This window comes from Collinsella aerofaciens (assembly GCF_020709435.1).
GTDB classification, from domain to species: Bacteria; Actinomycetota; Coriobacteriia; order Coriobacteriales; family Coriobacteriaceae; genus Collinsella; species Collinsella aerofaciens_AU.
Map to the genome: position 1 here is coordinate 1 of NZ_JAJFDP010000024.1, position 17,869 is coordinate 17,869.

At 52.7% G+C, this 17,869-nt stretch carries 15 protein-coding genes; 12 read left to right on the top strand and 3 right to left on the bottom strand.

What is annotated here, in order from left to right:
• Positions 1–302: 302 nt before the first annotated feature.
• The 3 genes from LK493_RS09530 to LK493_RS09540 are packed head-to-tail and all read right to left on the bottom strand — an operon-like array spanning position 303 to position 3,529.
• On the bottom strand, positions 303–701 hold the full coding sequence (locus LK493_RS09530) for a DUF1667 domain-containing protein (RefSeq protein ID WP_227790855.1): 399 nt from the start codon (positions 699–701) through the stop codon (positions 303–305).
• Positions 702–705: 4 nt separating this feature from the next.
• A complete protein-coding gene (locus tag LK493_RS09535; protein ID WP_227790856.1) occupies positions 706–2,064 on the bottom strand; it encodes an NAD(P)/FAD-dependent oxidoreductase in 1,359 nt (452 codons plus the stop codon).
• A 1-nt stretch (position 2,065) separates the two neighbouring features.
• Positions 2,066–3,529, bottom strand: a complete 1,464-nt coding sequence (locus LK493_RS09540) for an NAD(P)/FAD-dependent oxidoreductase (RefSeq protein ID WP_227790857.1) — start codon at positions 3,527–3,529, stop codon at positions 2,066–2,068.
• Positions 3,530–4,256: 727 nt separating this feature from the next.
• On the opposite strand from LK493_RS09540, the gene LK493_RS09545 reads away from it, so the two are divergent.
• From LK493_RS09545 to LK493_RS09600, 12 genes are all read left to right on the top strand, one after another.
• Positions 4,257–4,688 (top strand): double zinc ribbon domain-containing protein, encoded by a 432-nt coding sequence (locus tag LK493_RS09545; protein ID WP_089571655.1) that lies wholly within the window; start codon positions 4,257–4,259, stop codon positions 4,686–4,688.
• Positions 4,689–4,906: 218 nt separating this feature from the next.
• Positions 4,907–6,670, top strand: a complete 1,764-nt coding sequence (gene thrS / locus LK493_RS09550; protein ID WP_227790858.1) for a threonine--tRNA ligase — start codon at positions 4,907–4,909, stop codon at positions 6,668–6,670.
• Between the two features lie 326 nt (positions 6,671–6,996).
• Positions 6,997–7,587: a hypothetical protein gene (locus tag LK493_RS09555; RefSeq protein ID WP_227790859.1), complete on the top strand. Its 591-nt coding sequence runs from the start codon at positions 6,997–6,999 to the stop codon at positions 7,585–7,587.
• 121 nt (positions 7,588–7,708) lie between these two features.
• Positions 7,709–8,374 (top strand): sugar transferase, encoded by a 666-nt coding sequence (locus LK493_RS09560; RefSeq protein WP_227790860.1) that lies wholly within the window; start codon positions 7,709–7,711, stop codon positions 8,372–8,374.
• Positions 8,375–9,058: a glycosyltransferase gene (locus LK493_RS09565; protein WP_227790861.1), complete on the top strand. Its 684-nt coding sequence runs from the start codon at positions 8,375–8,377 to the stop codon at positions 9,056–9,058. It abuts the gene before it with no gap.
• A gap of 155 nt (positions 9,059–9,213) precedes the next feature.
• The gene (locus LK493_RS09570; protein ID WP_227790862.1) at positions 9,214–10,206 is read left to right on the top strand and encodes a glycosyltransferase family 2 protein; all 993 of its coding nucleotides are present in this window, start codon (positions 9,214–9,216) and stop codon (positions 10,204–10,206) included.
• Positions 10,207–10,400: 194 nt separating this feature from the next.
• A complete protein-coding gene (locus LK493_RS09575) occupies positions 10,401–11,516 on the top strand; it encodes an EpsG family protein (protein WP_227790863.1) in 1,116 nt (371 codons plus the stop codon).
• Positions 11,509–12,504 carry a glycosyltransferase family 2 protein gene (locus LK493_RS09580; protein WP_195239710.1) on the top strand — a complete coding sequence of 332 codons (996 nt, stop codon included), beginning with the start codon at positions 11,509–11,511 and terminating at the stop codon, positions 12,502–12,504. The genes LK493_RS09575 and LK493_RS09580 overlap by 8 nt, the downstream gene beginning before the upstream one ends.
• 529 nt (positions 12,505–13,033) lie before the next feature.
• Entirely contained in the window at positions 13,034–14,068 is a 1,035-nt protein-coding gene (locus LK493_RS09585; RefSeq protein ID WP_227790864.1) for a glycosyltransferase family 2 protein, read from the top strand.
• 3 nt (positions 14,069–14,071) lie between these two features.
• Entirely contained in the window at positions 14,072–15,148 is a 1,077-nt protein-coding gene (locus LK493_RS09590) for a polysaccharide pyruvyl transferase family protein (protein ID WP_227790865.1), read from the top strand.
• The gene (locus LK493_RS09595) at positions 15,148–16,551 is read left to right on the top strand and encodes a lipopolysaccharide biosynthesis protein (protein ID WP_195239716.1); all 1,404 of its coding nucleotides are present in this window, start codon (positions 15,148–15,150) and stop codon (positions 16,549–16,551) included. The genes LK493_RS09590 and LK493_RS09595 overlap by 1 nt, the downstream gene beginning before the upstream one ends.
• A gap of 13 nt (positions 16,552–16,564) precedes the next feature.
• Positions 16,565–17,806 carry a Coenzyme F420 hydrogenase/dehydrogenase, beta subunit C-terminal domain gene (locus LK493_RS09600; protein WP_227790866.1) on the top strand — a complete coding sequence of 414 codons (1,242 nt, stop codon included), beginning with the start codon at positions 16,565–16,567 and terminating at the stop codon, positions 17,804–17,806.
• Positions 17,807–17,869 lie beyond the last annotated feature (63 nt).

Consider the following 17,869-nt stretch of genomic DNA (forward strand, 5'->3'; position numbering starts at 1 on the left):
CGTTGCCGCGCCCCCGCAGTGCCCGCTTCCCCCAAGGACAATTATCAGTGCAGGTAGATGGCTTATCAAAAATCGAAAAATGCCGGTATGGATGGGAGCCTCCGAATCAGCCCCGTAATCCGGCATAGTTTTGAAATGGCACTAAAGTAGGTACAAACTAAATATCGATTCCAAGGATAGTTGTGGTGGAATAGTTCCTGGATGCCGGGGTTTTGGCGGAAATCAGGAACTATTTCACCGCAATTGGGGAGGGGCGGGGTGGATGGCGGGGTAGCTAAAGAGCTCCATCCCAAATGAGCTACCTAGGCAGGGTCGATGTCCATGCTGGCTATGAGGTCGGTACCGGTGTCTAGGAGGTTGGGGAGGACTACATCGCTCATGCGGATGGGGGCGTCGACGACCAGACCGCGGATGAGGTCCATGGCTTGAGCGTGGAGTGCCAGTGGGATGGCATTGGCCGTGCGGACGGGCAGCAGCGCCTCGTCGCCGCCGGATACGGCTACGGTGGTGGTGAGCACGCGCATGGGGCAGGTTAGCTCCTGATGCGCGAACTTATCGCCGCGCGGGCAGTTATTGCCGGTCACGGAGTGCACCTCCGCTACGTTGCCGTCGGCATCGCGCTCGACTTCCACGGCCAGAAGGCATTCGGACGGACAGGTCGTGCAGTTGAACTGTAGCGTCTCTTTCACGGTATCGCTCATGACTCTACGCCTCCTCAACGGGGTCGACGGACAGAACAATCTCGCTAACACCTAGGTCGAGTGCTTGCTGGATGACTTTCGCCGGTAGCGGGAAACTCTCCATAACGCTCGGTTTAAACGGGCGGACCTTGCCTGCAAACAGTTCCTCGCTGCCCGCCAGAATGCGCACGCGGGCGGCATCGACCGGCCGGCGTACGCGGAAGTTGAGCTTAGTGAGCCCGACGGTCGTAATGCGGCCCGGCAGTGCGTAGCCTGCGATGCCGGCGGGGGAGACCGTGAGCTTGCAGGCCGCGTCCGCAACTCCCGCCGCGGTGCCGACAGCCTCCAACGCCCATGCCGCCGCAGCCGCACCGGCACGCTCGGACTCGGTCGTCACGTTGTCGGCCAGGTCGTGTACGTGCAGCACGTTGCCGCAGGCAAAGATGCCCGGAACGCCTGTCTGCAGGTTCTGGTCCACCACGGCACCGCGCGTGCGGGGATCCAGCTCCACGCCCGCGGCAACCGAAAGCTCGTTCTCGGGAATCAGGCCCACTGAAAGCAGTAGCGTGTCGCACGGAACAACGCGCTCGGTCCCCGGAATGGGTGCCAGGTGCTCGTCGACTTGACTCACCTCGACGGCTTCCACGCGACCGTGACCGATCACACGCGTGACGGTGGTGGACAGGTGCAGCGGTATGCCAAAGTCGTCCAGGCAGTTCTTCACATTGCGACGCAGGCCGTTGGCGTACGGCATGAGCTCGTACACGCCCTCGACCGAAATCCCCTCGAGCGTGCAGCGGCGCGCCATGATGAGTCCGATGTCGCCCGAGCCCAAAATGACGGAGTGCGAGCCGGGTTTGAGGTTCTCGATATTGATGTATCGCTGCGCCAGGCCGGCTGTAAACACGCCGGCGGGTCGGCTGCCGGGAATCTTGATCTCGCTGCGGGTGCGCTCGCGGCAGCCCATGGCAAGGACGACCGCATTTCCGGTGAGCTGCAGCATGCCGGCACGGCTCATGAGCGTGACGGTATGGACCGCGACGTCCTCCGTGGACTCGCCCGAATCAATCCCAAGCACCATGCTGTCCAAGAACAGCGCAATGTTGGTCGCGCGCACCTGGTCGATAAAGCGCTGCGCATACTCGGGACCGGTGAGCTCCTGCTTAAAGTGCGACAGTCCAAAGCCGGGGTGAATGCACTGGCGCAGGATGCCGCCCAAGTGTTGCTCGCGCTCCACGATGGCCACGCGCGCGCCGGCCTTATGCGCGGCAAGCGCGGCCGCCATGCCGGCAGGTCCGCCGCCGATAACGACCACGTCGAAGGCCTGCGTTGCCACGGCCTCAACGGCGCCGCTATCAATCGCGCTCGATTTGAATTCCGCCATCCTAGCGCACCCCCTTCAGCGGTCCCTCGACCAGCCAAGATCCGGTGTCCTCCAGCAGCACCTCGCTGGGGTCACACCCCAGCTCGCGGGCTAGGATCGCCACCACGCGGCTCTGACAAAAGCCGCTCTGGCAGCGGCCCATGCCCGCGCGGCAGCGGCGTTTGACGCCCTCGACCGAAACCGCACCCGGACGGCGTCGAATCGCGGCAACAATCTCGGCCTCGGGTACTGTCTCGCAGCGGCAGACGATCTGCCCCCATGCAGGGTCGGACTCAATGAGCTCTTCCTTGCGTGCAAGCGGCGCACGGTCGAAGTCGTCCGGCGCGCGGAGAATCGGATCCCAATCGGCCCGCTCGCGCAAAGCAACGCCCGCCTCGCGCATCACGTGCTCCATGCGCTCGGCAATGGCCGGCGCGCTTGCTACGCCTGGCGACTGAATGCCCGCCGCCTGGAACAGGCCTGGCACCACGGCCGACTGCCCAATAAAGAAGTCGTTCGTCCCCTTAATGACCGGACGCCCGCCGGCAAACGCGCGCACCACGCGACGCGTGTCCAGATCGGGAACCAGCTTGCGCGCTCCCGTCAGCAGCGCGTTCACATCGCTCGCATAAGTCTGTGTGTCGCCCGGCTCGCGCACGGCAGCGGTTGCGGTGATTACGGTGTTGCCGTGCACGGTGCCCGTGACGATAACGCCCTTGGACACCGGCGTGGGCACTGGGTAGAGCGGCATGAGCGCGCGCGGCTCCTTGTCCAGCACCACGATGTTTCCCTGGCGCCAGACCATCTGAAACTCTTCGGCGCCGGCCATATGCGAGATGTCCGCGGCACCGTTGCCCGCGGCGTTGATCAGATACCGGCAGCGCACATCGCCGGCAGGCGTCACCAGCGTAAAGCGCGCAGCACCGTCGGTAGCCTCGCCGCCAGCAACTTCAATGGCTTCCACCGGCGCGGAGCGCATAAACGTCACCCCGTTGGCGACGGCGTTCTCCAGCGCGGCGATGGCGACCTCAAACGGATCCACAAAGCCAGTCGAGGGGCACCACAGCGCGCACGTCGCCTTGGCGCTTGCGCGCGGTTCAAGCTCGTGGATGCGCTCGGGACCGATAAGCGACAGCTCGGGCACGCCGTTGGCGAGGCCATTGCTGCGCAGCTTCTCCAGGTGCGCACGGTTCTCGTCGCTAAATCCCAGCACCATCGAGCCGGTTCGGCAAAACAAAAAGCCCAGCTCCTGGGCCCAGGTGCCATACAGCTCGCAGCCGCGGGCGTTGACCTGCGCCTTTACGGTGCCCGGTGCCGGATCGTAGCCGGCGTGCACCAGGCCGCCGTTGGCCTTCGATGCGCCTAGTGCGATGTCGTTGGCCGCCTCGACCACGCAAATGGACAGGTCAAACCGCGCGAGCTGCCGCGCGATGGCGCACCCCGTGATGCCCGCGCCCACAATCGCGATATCAAACGTTTCTGTCACAGTGCCTCCCAGACAAGTTGACAGGCTGTCAATAGGACCATCCTACGGTCCGCACACCCCCAGTGCGGCGGCAATGCGGCGAACAGCCCCGCAACATCCGCCAACGGCAGGCGAGGGGGAGACTCAGGACATCAGTGGCCTCGTCTGCCGCCCCTGGTGTCAGGGGTTTGTCTCGTTCTGTAACAGTAAGCAGAAGAGTTGGGTTCCAGATGTTACAGATCGAGACGTTTGCCAGACGGCCCCTCCGTTTGTCTCGATCTGTAACAGGAAGAGGGGGAAATCGGTCCTATGTGTTACAGATCGAGATTTAAAGTCAGGGAGAGATCTTCTGTCTCGATCTGTAACATCTGGGGACCGTTTTGGGGTCTAGATGTTACAGATTTAGATGAACCTATCAGTCGGTTTCGAATGGCTAAATCTGTAACAGTTAGACCTGTTTTTGCCGAGTTGTTGTTACAGATTGAGATATTTAACGGAGGGCTCACCGTTCATCTTGATCTGTAACAGTAAGAGTTGTTTTTGGAGTCAAGATGTTACAGATCGAGATTGAAGTTGGGGAGGGACCCCTGCGTCTCGATCTGTAACATCTAGACCCGGATTCCGCTTCCACCTGTTACAGATTGAGATGTTTGTGTCCGCGCCGGCCCCGTACCCAGCCGTGGTCCCATATAAACAAACCCCGTGGTAAACTTGACCGGACTGTAATTATTCCGAAAGGTACACCTCAATGTCCAAATACATCAACGAGCTCATGTCACCGCAGCTTATGGGCGTCATCTATGCCTTCGTGGGCTTTATCATCGCCCTGTACGTGCTGTCGGTCGTCTATGTGTTCATCGACGCTCGCCGCCGCGGCGCCAGCGCCTACGTGGCATGGGGCATCATCGCCCTGATTCCGTTTGTGGGCCTCATCGCCTACCTGGTCCTGCGTCCGCACTCCTACGCGGCCGACCGCGAGGAGCAGGAGCTGGACATGGCCCTGCGCGAGCGCCAGCTTGCCCAGTACGGCACCTGCCCGCAGTGCGGCGCCCCCATCGAGAAGGATTTTGTCGTGTGCCCCGTGTGCGACACCCAGGTTCGCAACGTGTGCCCCAGCTGCCATCGCCCGCTCGACGCGCACTGGAAGGTCTGCCCCTACTGCCGAACTCGCATCCAGTAACGCATCCATCGCCGGGCCGGCCGCAAGCCACGAGCGCACCGCGCGCCCCGCAGCCCCGCCCCCACACGATGAAGCATGCGTAGAAAATCGCCCGCCGTGCCATTAAGGTGCGGCGGGCGCTTGTATACCAAGGCAACCTGCCTATAATGATGCAAGTCAAAAACGCCGAGCGCATTGCACGCACTTGCATCAGGCATCCGAGAGGAGAAAACATACCCATGAAGGCACTCTACAATGACGGTTCGGTGGCCGAGCTCCCGCAGGACGAGGTCACGCACGTCATCCGCCACTCCGCCGCGCACATCATGGCGCAGGCCATCAAGCGCCTGTACCCCGAGGCCGACTTTGCCTACGGCCCCGCGACCGACAACGGCTTCTACTACGATGTCGACCTGCCCGAGGGCGTCAAGATCAGCGAGGACGACTTCCCCGCGATCGAGGCCGAGATGAAGAAGATCGTCAAGGAGAACCTCAAGTTCACCGTGTTCGAGAAGCCCCGCGCCGAGGCCATCGCCCTTATGGAGGAGCGCGGCGAGAAGTACAAGGTCGAGCACATCGGCGACCTGGACGACGACGCCCGCATCACTTTCTACCAGCAGGGCGACTACATCGACATGTGCGTCGGCCCCCACATCTGCTACACCAAGGCCCTCAAGGCCTTTAAGCTCACCGGCGTCTCGGGCGCCTACTGGAAGGGCGACAAGGACAACAAGATGCTCACCCGCATCAACGGCGTCGCCTTTGCCACCAAGGAAGAGCTCGACGAGCACATGCACATGCTCGAGGAGGCCAAGAAGCGCGACCACCGCAAGATCGGCCGCGAGATGGACCTCTTTATGATGCGCGACGAGGCCCCCGGCTTCCCGTTCTTCCTGCCCAACGGCATGATCCTTAAGAACACGCTGCTGGACTACTGGCGCGAGATCCACCACAAGGCCGGCTACGTGGAGATCTCCACGCCGCTCATCATGAACAAGCAGCTGTGGAAGACCTCGGGCCACTGGGACCACTACAAGGACAACATGTACTCTACCGTCATCGACGACGAAGAGTACTGCATTAAGCCCATGAACTGCCCGGGCGGCGTGCTGGTGTACGCCTCCAAGCCGCACTCCTATCGCGAGCTGCCCATTCGCGCCGGCGAGATTGGCCTGGTGCACCGCCACGAGCTGCGCGGCGCCCTGCACGGCCTGTTCCGCGTGCGCTGCTTTAACCAGGACGACGCCCACCTGTTTGTGCGTCCCGACCAGCTGACCGACGAGATCGTGGGCGTGGTCAACCTCATCGACTCCGTGTACCAAAAGTTTGGCTTTAAGTATCACGTTGAGCTTTCCACCCGCCCCGAGGACTCCATGGGCTCGGATGAGGACTGGGCTCGCGCCGAGGAGGGCCTGCGCACCGCTCTGGACAAGCTGGGCATGGACTACGAGGTCAACGAGGGCGACGGCGCCTTCTACGGCCCCAAGATCGACTTCCACCTGGAGGACTCACTCGGCCGTACCTGGCAGTGCGGCACCGTCCAGCTCGACTTCCAGATGCCGCTCAACTTTGACCTGGAGTACGTGGACGCCGACGGCACCAAGAAGCGTCCCATCATGCTGCATCGCGTGTGCTTTGGCTCCATCGAGCGCTTCATTGGTATTCTGATTGAGCACTTTGCGGGCAAGTTCCCCACCTGGCTGGCTCCCGTGCAGGTCAAGGCACTTCCCGTCTCTGAGAAGAGCCGCGACTACGCCCACGAGGTTTGCTCCAAGCTGGAGGAGGCCGGAATTCGCGTGGTTTGCGACGACCGCGACGAGAAGATCGGCTACAAGATCCGCGAGGCCCGCAGCATCGACCGCGTGCCCTACATGCTCATCCTGGGCGAGAAGGAGGTCGAGGCCGGCAACATTTCCGTCCGCGACCGCTCCAACGAGACCGTTCAGATGAGCGTTGACGAGTTTGTGGCCAAGGTGCTCGAGGAGATCAAGACTCGCGCCTAGCACAAACAACACAAGAATTAACAAAGGCGATCGTCCTCACGGGCGGTCGCCTTTTTTGTTGTCTATAGAAGAAAAGCCGCTGGTTAGAGCGGCTTTTTTTGTTGTGCAAAAAGGTACAGGTTTTTGTAGAGGGGTATGGAGATGCGCCCATTCGCTTCGCATTTTGTGCAATCTGGGAAAACGTGAGCAGTTTGCTCGTATAATGAGTAACGTCGAAAGATACAAAAACCTGTACTTTTGCGACTGCGCCTAGCTGCGAGCGAGAAGCCTGTTCTTAACGCTTCTGCATCCGCGTGTGTCGCGGAGACAAGAAAAGGGGGCGAGAGATGGAACAGACAATGCGGCGCCAAGAGCAGCTGCCCGGTGCCTTTAGTGGCGCTACTACCAACAGCCAGCGCGGCCGCGTCCGCTGGTATCTGGTCCACACCCCCAATGGAAAAGAGCGCGAGACCTGCGAAAAGGTCCGTCGTATTATCCCGCACGAGCTGATGCAGGACGCTTTTGTGATGCAAAAGGAGTTCTGGTTTAAGCGGGACGGCGCGTGGTCGCTCCAAACCAAACCCATGTACAAGGAATACTTCTTCGTCGCCACGCGCGATGCCGCCCTGCTCGACAAGGCTTTGGCCCAGTTGAGCTTTGGCTGCCGCATCGCCGGCAGCAGGGAGCGGGCGTACATGCCCATGCCAGACGATGCGCAGGACTGGTATCGCAGTGTGCTGGACGACGACGGCGTGGTGCGCAACAGCGTCGCGCGCATAGAAGACGGCGTGCTGCACATAGAGCAAGGGCCCTTAGTGGGGCAAGAGGCCCGTGTAAAGAAGATCGACCGTCATAAGCGCTGGTGCCTGGTGGACGTGGGCGAAGGCGACTCCGCTTTTAGGGAGCTGCTACCGCTTGACGTTCCCAGCAAAACGTAAAGGGAGACGTTGTACCGGCTGTTCGTACGCTTTTTTGAATTTAGCGATTGGGGGATCCCTGGGGAACGGGGACGTAAGTTTGACTGTGGATGCTAAGGAAATGACAGAGAGCTGTGCATCAATGGGGGATGCACTAGCTATTAAAGAGATTAAGCCGAGCGGCACGCTTGGTTACCGCTTTATTAAGAGGCTGTTTGATCTGGTGTTCAGTCTTTTGATGAGCGTACTGCTGCTTATTCCTATCGCCATCGTGTGCGTGCTCATTAGTCTCGAATCGCCCGGCAGCCCCATGTATACGCAAGAGCGCGTCGGCAGAGGCGGAAGGACTATCAAGATTTTTAAGCTTCGTAGTATGGTCGCCGATGCTGGCGATGTACAGAAGTATCTGAGTCCCGAGCAGCTACATCAGTGGGAAGTCGAACGCAAGGTTGACGATGACCCTCGTATTACCAAGATTGGTCAGTTTATTCGTAAGTGCTCTATCGACGAGATGCCTCAGTTCCTGAACGTGCTTAACGGCGATCTTTCCGTTATTGGACCGCGTCCCATTACAAGGGATGAGCTTGAACAGCACTTTTCCGACGAGGAAAAGGCTGAGCTGCTCTCTGTTCAGCCCGGTATTACTGGTCTGTGGCAGGCAACCGATCGTAACGAGGCAACCTTCGAGAGCGGCCTGCGCCAGAAGATTGAGCTTCGCTATGTCCAAAACCGTTGTTTTGCGATGGATTGGAAGTGCTTTACTGGCACTTTTGGTGCCATGTTTGGAAAGAAGAGAACGGGACGATAGATGCAGACAAACTTTTCTTCTTCTTACAGTGTGTTGATGAGCATTTACAAAAAAGAAAATCCTGCCTTTTTAATTCAAGCTTTAGACAGCATGCTGAATCAAACGGTTTCTCCTGCCGAGATCGTCATGGTCAAGGATGGTCCGCTTACGCATGAGCTTGAAGACGTGCTCCAAGATTATGATTTCCTGCATCCCGGACTGTTCAATTTTGTTTCGTATGAAAAAAACCATGGACTTGGGTATGCACTGCGCCAAGGCATCCTTGCTTGCTCTAACGAAATTGTTGCACGCATGGACACTGATGATATAGCTCGTCCGGATCGTATGGAGAAACAGCTTGCCGCTATTGATAGTGGTCTCGATATGGTCGGAAGCGATGTTATCGAATTCGTCACGACTCCCAATGAACCTGTTGCGGCCACAGATCTTCCCAAGGGCATCGACGCTATACGTTCTTATTCCAAAAGGCGAAATCCCTTTCGTCATCCTCCTATGACGTTTAGAAAGTCGAAAGTCATGGAGGCTGGTAACTACAGTTCCGATTTTCTCTACTTTGAGGATTGGGACCTTTTTAACAGGATGCTCGCATGTGGCTGCAAGGCGGATAACCTGAAGGAACCGCTTGTTGCGATGCGCGTTAGTGGGGATTTCTATGCTCGCAGGGGGGGGCTCGCAGTATCTTAAGTACGCTAAAGCATTTAAGCGTGCTCAAGTTGAGCGTGGCTATTTCACAAAATGCGATTATATCTGTTCTTATTTACCGCATGCCGTCGTCTGTCTGATGCCAAATTCCGTTAGAGCGTTGATATATCGTTTTGTTCTCAGGAGGTCTTAGATATATGGCTTCTGATGTTGCTAAGCCTCTGGTTAGTGTCATTGTCCCCATGTACAACGTGGGTATGTTCGCGCTTCCTTGCGTAAACTCATTGCTTGGTCAGACTTATTCGAATATCGAATATATTATTGTGGATGATGGATGTACTGATAATACTATTGATCTTATTGAAGATGCCGTTGGATCAGACACGCGATTTAAGATTTTGCATAAGGAAAACGGCGGTCTTTCTTCTGCTCGTAACTTTGGTACTCAAAGGTGCCACGGCGATTATGTCATGTATGTTGATGGGGACGATTTGATTGATTCGCGAACTGTTGAGTTGATGGTCGAAGCGGCTGACAAGTATCAAGTTTCGCTCGTTATCGGCTCCTTTGCGAAGACGCCTGTTCTTGATAACTATAAGATGGGGCAGAATGTAGAATTCCATGTTGAATCTGGAATTGAACATTTACGAAAATTACTTTTATTAAGCGGCGAGAGCGGCTCTGCGTGCGGAAAGCTCTTTGAACGATCTCTTATTAACGACCTTGTCTTTCCTGAGGGGCAGCTCTTCGAAGACATGGGCGTAATTGCTAAAATTTGTTCCAAAATTCAAAAGGTTGCATTCTCTGATGCGTGCTTTTATGCATACGTGACGAGACCTGGTTCCATTACAACGCTCAGAAAGCAGGGTTCCAAGCATGCTAAAGACATGGACAGGACTATTGAGACTGTTCGACGATTTGCCGGGTCTGAATTTCAGGGCGAGTTTGAGTGTTTTCAATCATTCTGTACGCTCCGCGTTGCAATGAGGGTTGATCCGGACGGATTTGATAGTAAGGCTGACGCCCAGAAATATCTGTGGAATGCTCGAGGGCTTGCCTGGAGGGCGTCGAGGAACCCATATGCTTGTTCAAAATGGAGGTTACGCTGCGCTCTCTTTTCTATCTCTCCTAGGGTTCATAACGCTTTCTATGCGTTATATGCTGCAATTTCTGGTAAGGCTATCGGGTAACTCCCGTGATAAAAGGTTGATAAGGTGAGTTTTTCTATTAGCGCGCATCTGTTTAACGTTACTGAATGCCATGGCGGCTTTTTGTATAACATCTATTTTCAAGATGTGTTTAACTGTTGTGTTGGTGTTTTCGACGTGGTTTCGACCGGAGGTAAATCGACGGTTTACAAACGATATGCAAAGCAGGTGTAGAGATGCCAATCTATTTCATTGCCTTTGTGTCCCATATTGCATTGCTATATTTTTCGGTAAAGATACCTAATAAGCGCGTCAGTATTCTTCTAGCGGTTATCGCGGTTCTCCCCCTTTGTTTGGTGGCGGGGCTGCGCGATGCATCTGTCGGTACCGATACCTCGGCATATCCTCTCAGGTGTTTTTACGCCTCGCAGTATTATTCGCTCACAGGTGCTATGGGTGCTTGCTCAGATCAAGAGCCGCTATTCGTAATTCTCTTCTGGATCCTGGGGAGACTGACTGGTGATTTCCACGCTGTTCTTTTTCTTTGTGAAGCCATCGTTCTCCTTCCCTATATTTTAGTTGTTAGGAAGTTGTATCCTCGCGGGTATCCTGTCGTAGGTTTCTTTCTTTGTTTCGTTGTGTTCGGTTATACGTTAAACATAATTAGGCAATGTCTTGCTACTAGTATGCTCGTCATGATGCTCTATGAGCTGTTCCGTGAGAAGCGCGTCCCCGCTATTGTTTATTTGGCTCTTGCAGTTGGCTTTCACAAAATGTCTATCATAGGACTTTTAATTTGGATTATTTATATTTCATGCTTCAACCGCAGACACGAACGTTCATACAAGACCGTTGCACTTCTTGCATGCGTTGGCGTTATCATTTTTGCTATTTGTGTGATTATGATTGGACCGGATGTGATGGAGCTCGTGTCTCTATTTACGTCGTCATATAGCTTTCAGATCAAACACGCTGGAATGGGCTCATTTAATATCACAATGCTTATTTATTTTCTATTTTGCCTTGCTATATGGATGTTGGGTAGTAAGGGTTTGACCACGAGCATTGATCGATGGACACTTAATTTTTATACGAGCTGTGGCATAATTTCTTCCTTATTTGCTCAATTTGCGAGCATCAGTCCTGAGTTAATTCGACTCAGTTTCCCTTTTCTTTTCATTTCAGGTTTGGTTTACCCCTTTTTGTCTGAAAACCTTGGTAGAGAGCGGTTTCTAACTGGAACTCTGGGCTTTTTATTTTTCGTGTTTTATTTTGTCATTACGTTTGTATATGGCGGCAGCTGCGATCTTTTTCCGTATTCGTCGGCGCTATTAGGAGTTATTTATGCATGACGAAACGCCTGACATCAGTATTGTTGTACCGGTATATAACACCGAGCGTTTTCTTCCCGCTTGTCTGGAATCTATTGATATACAAGGGACCGGCTCTTTTGAGGTGATTCTTGTGGATGATGGTTCCACCGATGGATCTCCTGAGATTTGCGATGCTTATTGCGATAAGCGTGAGAGAGCCTTCGTTATTCATAAGGACAACGAAGGTCTTCTCGCTGCACGTCGAGATGGTCTTCGTAAGGCGAGTGGGCGTTATATTCTTTCGCTCGACTCCGATGACGCTCTTCTTGAAGGCTGCATCAAAAAGGTATGCGATGTAATTGCCTCGACTGGTGCTGATATCATTTCATTTGACTTTACCATGGGATTGATGCCTATTAAACCCTCGTTAAAAGTTGATATCTGTTCTGGTATGCATACGGGTGAATCTTTTGATGCTGTTAAAAACCTGTTGTGCGGATGCGATTTCAATAGCGTTTGGAATAAGGTCATTCGGAGAGATTTGTTTGCCAGTGATGAGTGGTACTCGAAACGAGTTGGCCTTATGCACGGTGAGGATCTTTGTCAACTTCTTCCTGTTTTCGATATTGCAAAGAGTTTATTTCACATTGACGAGCCGCTTTACTACTATCGTCAGCATGGCGCTAATAGTACGAAGCAGTTTAAAGAGGATCAGATAACTGATTGGAGCTTTGTAAGCGACGAGTTGATTCGTTATGCGAGTGAATGGTCGAGCGATTCAGTAAAAAATGCCAAAAGGGGTATCTGTCGACACTATTGTGATCTTGATGAAGTTCTTTGGCATTGTGAAGTGGATAAAGAGGTGAAAAGGCAATTTGATAAAACAATTAAAAGCGAGTATCAGAGTCGAATCAGCAATTGTCCGGACTTAGTTCATAGTCTTGTTTTGTCAAATTGCAGTATCGTTTCTTTTTCTGCTCGGCACTTACTAAGCTGCTTTAAATGTCTCCGTCGTCTATTTGTATAATGCAGGTCATTATTGCTTTTTTCTAATACATTTAGTTGGAGCATTATTAGTCCTGACCGAGCCTGTCCTTAGCTTTCAATTAAGTGACAAGAATTTACGATTGAACCGATATCAAAGGTTCAGTCTTGTCGTGCGGTGTATTCATTCCTTGGGCTTTAGTTATTTCGGTCGATGCTTAGAAGCTGGTCTTTGCACGTTTTTTCAAAGAAGTTCTCCAACGTCCCCATGGTCTGGGTGAGTCAATAGACGCTTTCGTTTGTGATTTATTGTTTGTAGTCTATTCCTCTATGGGGTGCCGTCTGCGATTGGTCTTGTTGATTGCATGTTGGGGCATCATAACTTAAATGTCCGAATTGATGGAAGCGCATATTTATTCGACTTTGAAGATGGGAGGAGTCAATTGTTGCATATTCTTAATTTAATTAAGAAGGCTATAAAACTTCTACTTTCTAGCCCTATTTATGATGGCTTACTTAGGTTATGTCGTCGTTCCGATGCTATATCCTATGCGTCTAAGGCGAAGCTTAGCATGGTTTCCAAGAGACCATCCAATATGTTCATGCCTATTGTTTTTAAGGAAGGCATATCTTACGACATTTCTATTATTGTGCCTGTATACAACGTTGAAAAATACCTCAAACCTTGCCTTGATTCCATTGTGACACAGGAGTTTTCTGGCAAGTTTGAGGTTATTATTGTAGATGACGGGTCTAAAGATGATTCTGGCGTTATAGCCGATTCGTATGGACTAATGCCTAATGTTCTTGTAATTCACCAAATAAACGGCGGCCTTTCCGCAGCACGTAATGCGGGTCTTAGAGTTTCTCGCGGTAAGTACATCATGTTCGTGGATTCTGATGACATGATCGGGCCAGGGTATCTTGAGGATATGCGGAGCAGACTCGATGAAACATCTGCGGATTTCGTTACATCGACTTTTAGATATATGTCTGATGATGGTTTGCTTGGCGAGATAGAGAACGATAGAGCTAGTTGGATGGTGCCGTGGGGCAGGCTGTATCGTCGTGAAGTCTGGAATCGACTAGGTTTTCCCGTTGGTGCATGGTACGAAGATCTGATTCATCCGGTATGGATAGATTGTCGCTTTAACGATGAACCTTGTTATGATTTGAGTGGCTATTATTACCGAATCCGTCCTGGATCCATAATGCAGTCTACCCCTACGAATGTTAAAGGGCTTGATTCGTATTGGGTTCTTGATGAGTTGATTTCTTTACGTGCAGAGCTGGGGATTAATTATAGTCAGGAAGACTTCAATCGCATTTTTCCTTTGTTCGGACCGCTCTTGCTTGGGAGAACTGTCGCTCTGGACAACTGCGCTCGTAAGATTTTATTTGCTTGTTGTTGTGACACGTTCAATTCAATTGATGAGTTCAGCAGGGTGAGTACTTCGATGAATGGTAGATGGAAGGATATTGAGAAGGCTCTGCGCACTTCGGATTACAGCCGCTATCTTCTCGCATCGCTTTCTCTAGCTGCTGATGGGGTAACTGGACTCAGCCTTTCAGATGCTATTCATATTTGGGTGAACAGGAACAGATAAATAATGAAGATTGGAACGATTACTTTCCACGGTGCTTTAAATTTCGGGTCTGCACTTCAGTCTTATGCGCTTCAAGAAGTCTTGAAAGGCATGGGGCATGAGGTGCGAATAATCGACTATCGTTCTCGTGACTATGAGCAATATAGGTTTTTCCAACCTCGCCACCCGAAGATGACGCTGCGCGCAATGCGCTGTTGGCGTAAGCGGTCGTCTAGAAAGGCTGCATTCGCGGAATTTTCTAAAAAGTATTTCAGGCTTACAAAGAGACCGTATTTCTGGAAAAAAGAAAGTGATATGTACGAACTCGCTGAGCAGTTTGATTGTTTTATTTGCGGAAGCGATCAAATTTGGAATCTCGATTGCACACAAGGTGTTGTTGGCCCCTATTTCCTTTCATTTGCCGGAGATAGTCGACGAGTTGCTTACGCCCCCAGTCTTGCTCACACTTTCTTTAGACCGGAGAATTTTGATGAGCAACTTGTATCCGATTTACTTTCAAGGTTTGATTTTTTGTCTGTTCGCGAGGAGGAGACGGTTCCGCTATTTCAGCCACTTGTCGATACGCCTATCGACGTTGTTTTAGATCCCACACTTTTGTTGGAATCCGATGACTATACCGACATGGCATCTAAAGATGTCTTGCAAGGTGAATATATTTTCATGTATCTTTTGCGTGAATGTCCTGAGCTTATCGAGAGCACCGTCGCGATGACGGAGGCAACAGGCATGAAGGTGGCTTATATATCTGAGAATAATCTAGATATCCCAAATTCAATTAACCTGTTTGGCGTTGGCCCTGAAGAGTTCGTTTCTCTTATCGCACACGCAGACCTCATCGTTACCAATTCCTTTCATGCAACTGTATTCTCTGTTCTCTTCCATAAGCCCTTCCGCGTATATGCAACAGATAAGTCTGGTGCGCGTATGCGCGACTTGTTGGGCAATATCGGGCTGTCTGACCGTTGCGTCAACGTTATGTGTGCCGACGATGTTCCCCCTTGTGACTGGGGTGATGTGGACTCTCTTCTTGATTCTCTGCGTGAGCATTCGTGGGCTTATCTTAGAAAGGCGCTTTCGTAATGGGAGAGACAAGCCGACTTATCAAAAATACCGGCATTATCGCAGTTGGCGGCATGGCAACAAAGCTCGTGTCGTTTCTTCTGCTTCCGCTCTATACATCGGTTCTTTCCACTGCTGATTACGGCACCGTAGACTACATCAATACTATTGCTTTATTTTGCGTTCCTGCGGTTTCGCTGCTTATGGATGAAGCGCTGTTTCGGTTTCTCATTGACTGCCGTACCGATGAGGATCGGTCTACAGCCGTGACAGCGTCATGCGCTGTACTTCTTGCCGGATGCGTATGCTTTGCAGTCATGGCGATTCTGGTATGGTTGCTTTTTGAGCCTGAAAATCTTGGCTGGGTCGTGGGACTTGTTGTTGCTGGCGCGCTTCTGCAGATGGCTTCTGCTGTCCTTCGTGGTTTCGGTGATACCGTGGGATATTCCGTCATGAACTTTGCCGCGAGTGCTTTTACCATTTTGCTCAATGTTCTCTTTATCGCCGTTCTTCGCTGGGGCGTTGTGGGTATGCTTTCTGCAACGGTCATTGCGCAGGGCGGTGTTGCTCTCGTGTTCATGGTAATGCGGAGGCTCTGGCGCTATATCGATCCGTCGGCTCTCTCTATCTCCTATGCTTTAAACCTTCTACGGTATTCATTTCCGCTCATCCCTAATAAGGTTTCCTGGACTATTAATAACTTGCTGGACAGGCTCATTATCATGAGTACGCTTGGGCCTTCTGCTGCCGGCGTGTATGCAGTGTCGTACAAGTTCCCCGGTATCATGGATCAGGTGTATGGCTTTTTCTATCAGTCTTGGAAGGAGAGTTCAGCTCGAGCCCTAAACTCTGATGAGGATGAGTCGGCTTTCTATAACTCTGTGTATCGGGCGCTAAGGCGTTTCATGATGAGCGTCGTTCTGCTTATGTCCGCGCTTATGCCTCTTGTGTATGGTGTCCTGATTAAGGGTTCATTCGGCGAGGGCATGTTGTATGTACCGATATTGCTCTTGGCGACGTACTTCAGCAATATTTCCGGTTTTTATGGCGGTATCTTCACCGCACATAAAGAGACTGGAATTATGGGAACCACTACTGCGGTGTCTGCTGCTCTTTGCGCCCTGCTGTGTGTCTTGTTGATTCCACGCTTTGGTCTATATGGAGCGTCTTTTGCAACCCTCTTGGCGATGATCGTGGTGAATGAGTACCGCAGGATTAAAGTCGCTAAGTTTGCGAAGCTTGTCGAAGACCGGGCTGAGCAGATTCTGACTTTGGTTTCAATTCTTGGAGTGTTCGCCTTTTATTATCTGTCAGCCTACGGTGCTGGCTTTTTGAGCGCTATTGCCTGTCTTGCAATTGCGTTGGCTTTTTTCGGTTATATGAATGCGGACATTCTGCGCAAGTTGCTTTCGGTTCATAAATAGGGGGGGTAACTGCATGTCTACTGTGAAAAGGGGAGAAATTCCCACGCTGTTTGAGTCGCCATCGCATTGCTGCGGTTGTGGAGCGTGTGCCGCTAGTTGCCCTAGAGGCGCCGTTACCATGTCCGAGGGTAAGGATGGGTTCGTTCTTCCTGTAATTGATGGTGATCTTTGCATTGGCTGCGGCGCGTGCATTAAGGCGTGCGGTCTTAACCGAGGGATAGGCTCTAATTCCGCCGGACCGTTCTTTGCCGCCGCCGGTAGGGACGATGTCTCGGAGTCCGCCTCCGGTGGCGTTTTTGGTGCATTTGCGCGTGAGCTTATTGCTTCTGGTGGGGTCGCATATGGCGCTGCCTATGAGCGCGAGGGGAGCATCCTTCGGGTGCGGCACCGTCGCGCGGCGAGCGTTGACGGGCTTCGTCCACTGCTTAACTCAAAATATGTGCAGAGTGATGCCGGAGCTTGTTTTGCCGACGTGAAGGCGGACCTTCGCGAGGGGAGGCGGGTTCTTTTCTGCGGTACGCCTTGCCAAGTCGCCGGCCTTAGGGGCTTTCTCGGAGGCGATTATGAGAACCTGACAACCGTTGACCTGGTCTGCCACGGCGTCCCTTCCGGCCGCATGTTCGCGGATTGCGTTGAGGGCTATGGCAGACAGCTTGGGTCTCCCGTGGTTGATTTCCGGTTTAGGTGCAAGCGCGAGGGGTGGGACAACTCTCTTCTTCTATTTCTTCTTCTTGAGGACGGAAGAGAGATCACCATTCCTGCGGCGAAATCCCCCTACTACGACATGTTCCTTAACCTCAAGACTCTTCGCGATAGCTGCTATAGGTGCCCCTATGCAGGGAGATTTCGCGCCGGCGATCTTACCATCGGTGATTTTTGGGGCGTCGACGTTAATAGGCCCGACGTTTTGAAAGATGCTGAGAAGTTTAATCAGATGAAAGGTGTCTCCTGCTTGCTGGTGAATAACGACCGCGGCAGGGAGTTTATTGAATCCAGCAACGCTCTGGACTTGTACCCTGTCGAATTTGACGATATCGCTAAAGGCAACGATCAGCTCCGCCGCCCGAGCACCCTTCCAAAAGACAGACAGCTCTATATTGACGCATTTGTCGAAGGTGGTTGGCATGCCATTGAGTGTATGTATAAAAGGCGTGAGCGGGGAATATTTTTTTGTACTAAGAAAATAGCACGAAGGCTTCTCCCTGAATCATTTCGGGAGATTGCCAAAAAGTATTTGAAAGATCTTGCAGACTAGGTAAGGACCCACGCCTGGGCGGGCCCCCCGTTGGGCTCGTAGAGCCATACCGTGTTGCCCTCC

Bases quoted from the DNA above. Each gene is read 5' to 3' on its own strand.
- LK493_RS09530 (WP_227790855.1), bottom strand. From the start codon at position 701: ATGAGCGATACCGTGAAAGAGACGCTACAGTTCAACTGCACGACCTGT.
- LK493_RS09535 (WP_227790856.1), bottom strand. From the start codon at position 2,064: ATGGCGGAATTCAAATCGAGCGCGATTGATAGCGGCGCCGTTGAGGCC.
- LK493_RS09545 (WP_089571655.1), top strand. From the start codon at position 4,257: ATGTCCAAATACATCAACGAGCTCATGTCACCGCAGCTTATGGGCGTC.
- thrS (WP_227790858.1), top strand. From the start codon at position 4,907: ATGAAGGCACTCTACAATGACGGTTCGGTGGCCGAGCTCCCGCAGGAC.
- LK493_RS09555 (WP_227790859.1), top strand. From the start codon at position 6,997: ATGGAACAGACAATGCGGCGCCAAGAGCAGCTGCCCGGTGCCTTTAGT.
- LK493_RS09560 (WP_227790860.1), top strand. From the start codon at position 7,709: ATGGGGGATGCACTAGCTATTAAAGAGATTAAGCCGAGCGGCACGCTT.
- LK493_RS09565 (WP_227790861.1), top strand. From the start codon at position 8,375: ATGCAGACAAACTTTTCTTCTTCTTACAGTGTGTTGATGAGCATTTAC.
- LK493_RS09570 (WP_227790862.1), top strand. From the start codon at position 9,214: ATGGCTTCTGATGTTGCTAAGCCTCTGGTTAGTGTCATTGTCCCCATG.
- LK493_RS09575 (WP_227790863.1), top strand. From the start codon at position 10,401: ATGCCAATCTATTTCATTGCCTTTGTGTCCCATATTGCATTGCTATAT.
- LK493_RS09580 (WP_195239710.1), top strand. From the start codon at position 11,509: ATGCATGACGAAACGCCTGACATCAGTATTGTTGTACCGGTATATAAC.
- LK493_RS09585 (WP_227790864.1), top strand. From the start codon at position 13,034: ATGGTTTCCAAGAGACCATCCAATATGTTCATGCCTATTGTTTTTAAG.
- LK493_RS09590 (WP_227790865.1), top strand. From the start codon at position 14,072: ATGAAGATTGGAACGATTACTTTCCACGGTGCTTTAAATTTCGGGTCT.
- LK493_RS09595 (WP_195239716.1), top strand. From the start codon at position 15,148: ATGGGAGAGACAAGCCGACTTATCAAAAATACCGGCATTATCGCAGTT.
- LK493_RS09600 (WP_227790866.1), top strand. From the start codon at position 16,565: ATGTCTACTGTGAAAAGGGGAGAAATTCCCACGCTGTTTGAGTCGCCA.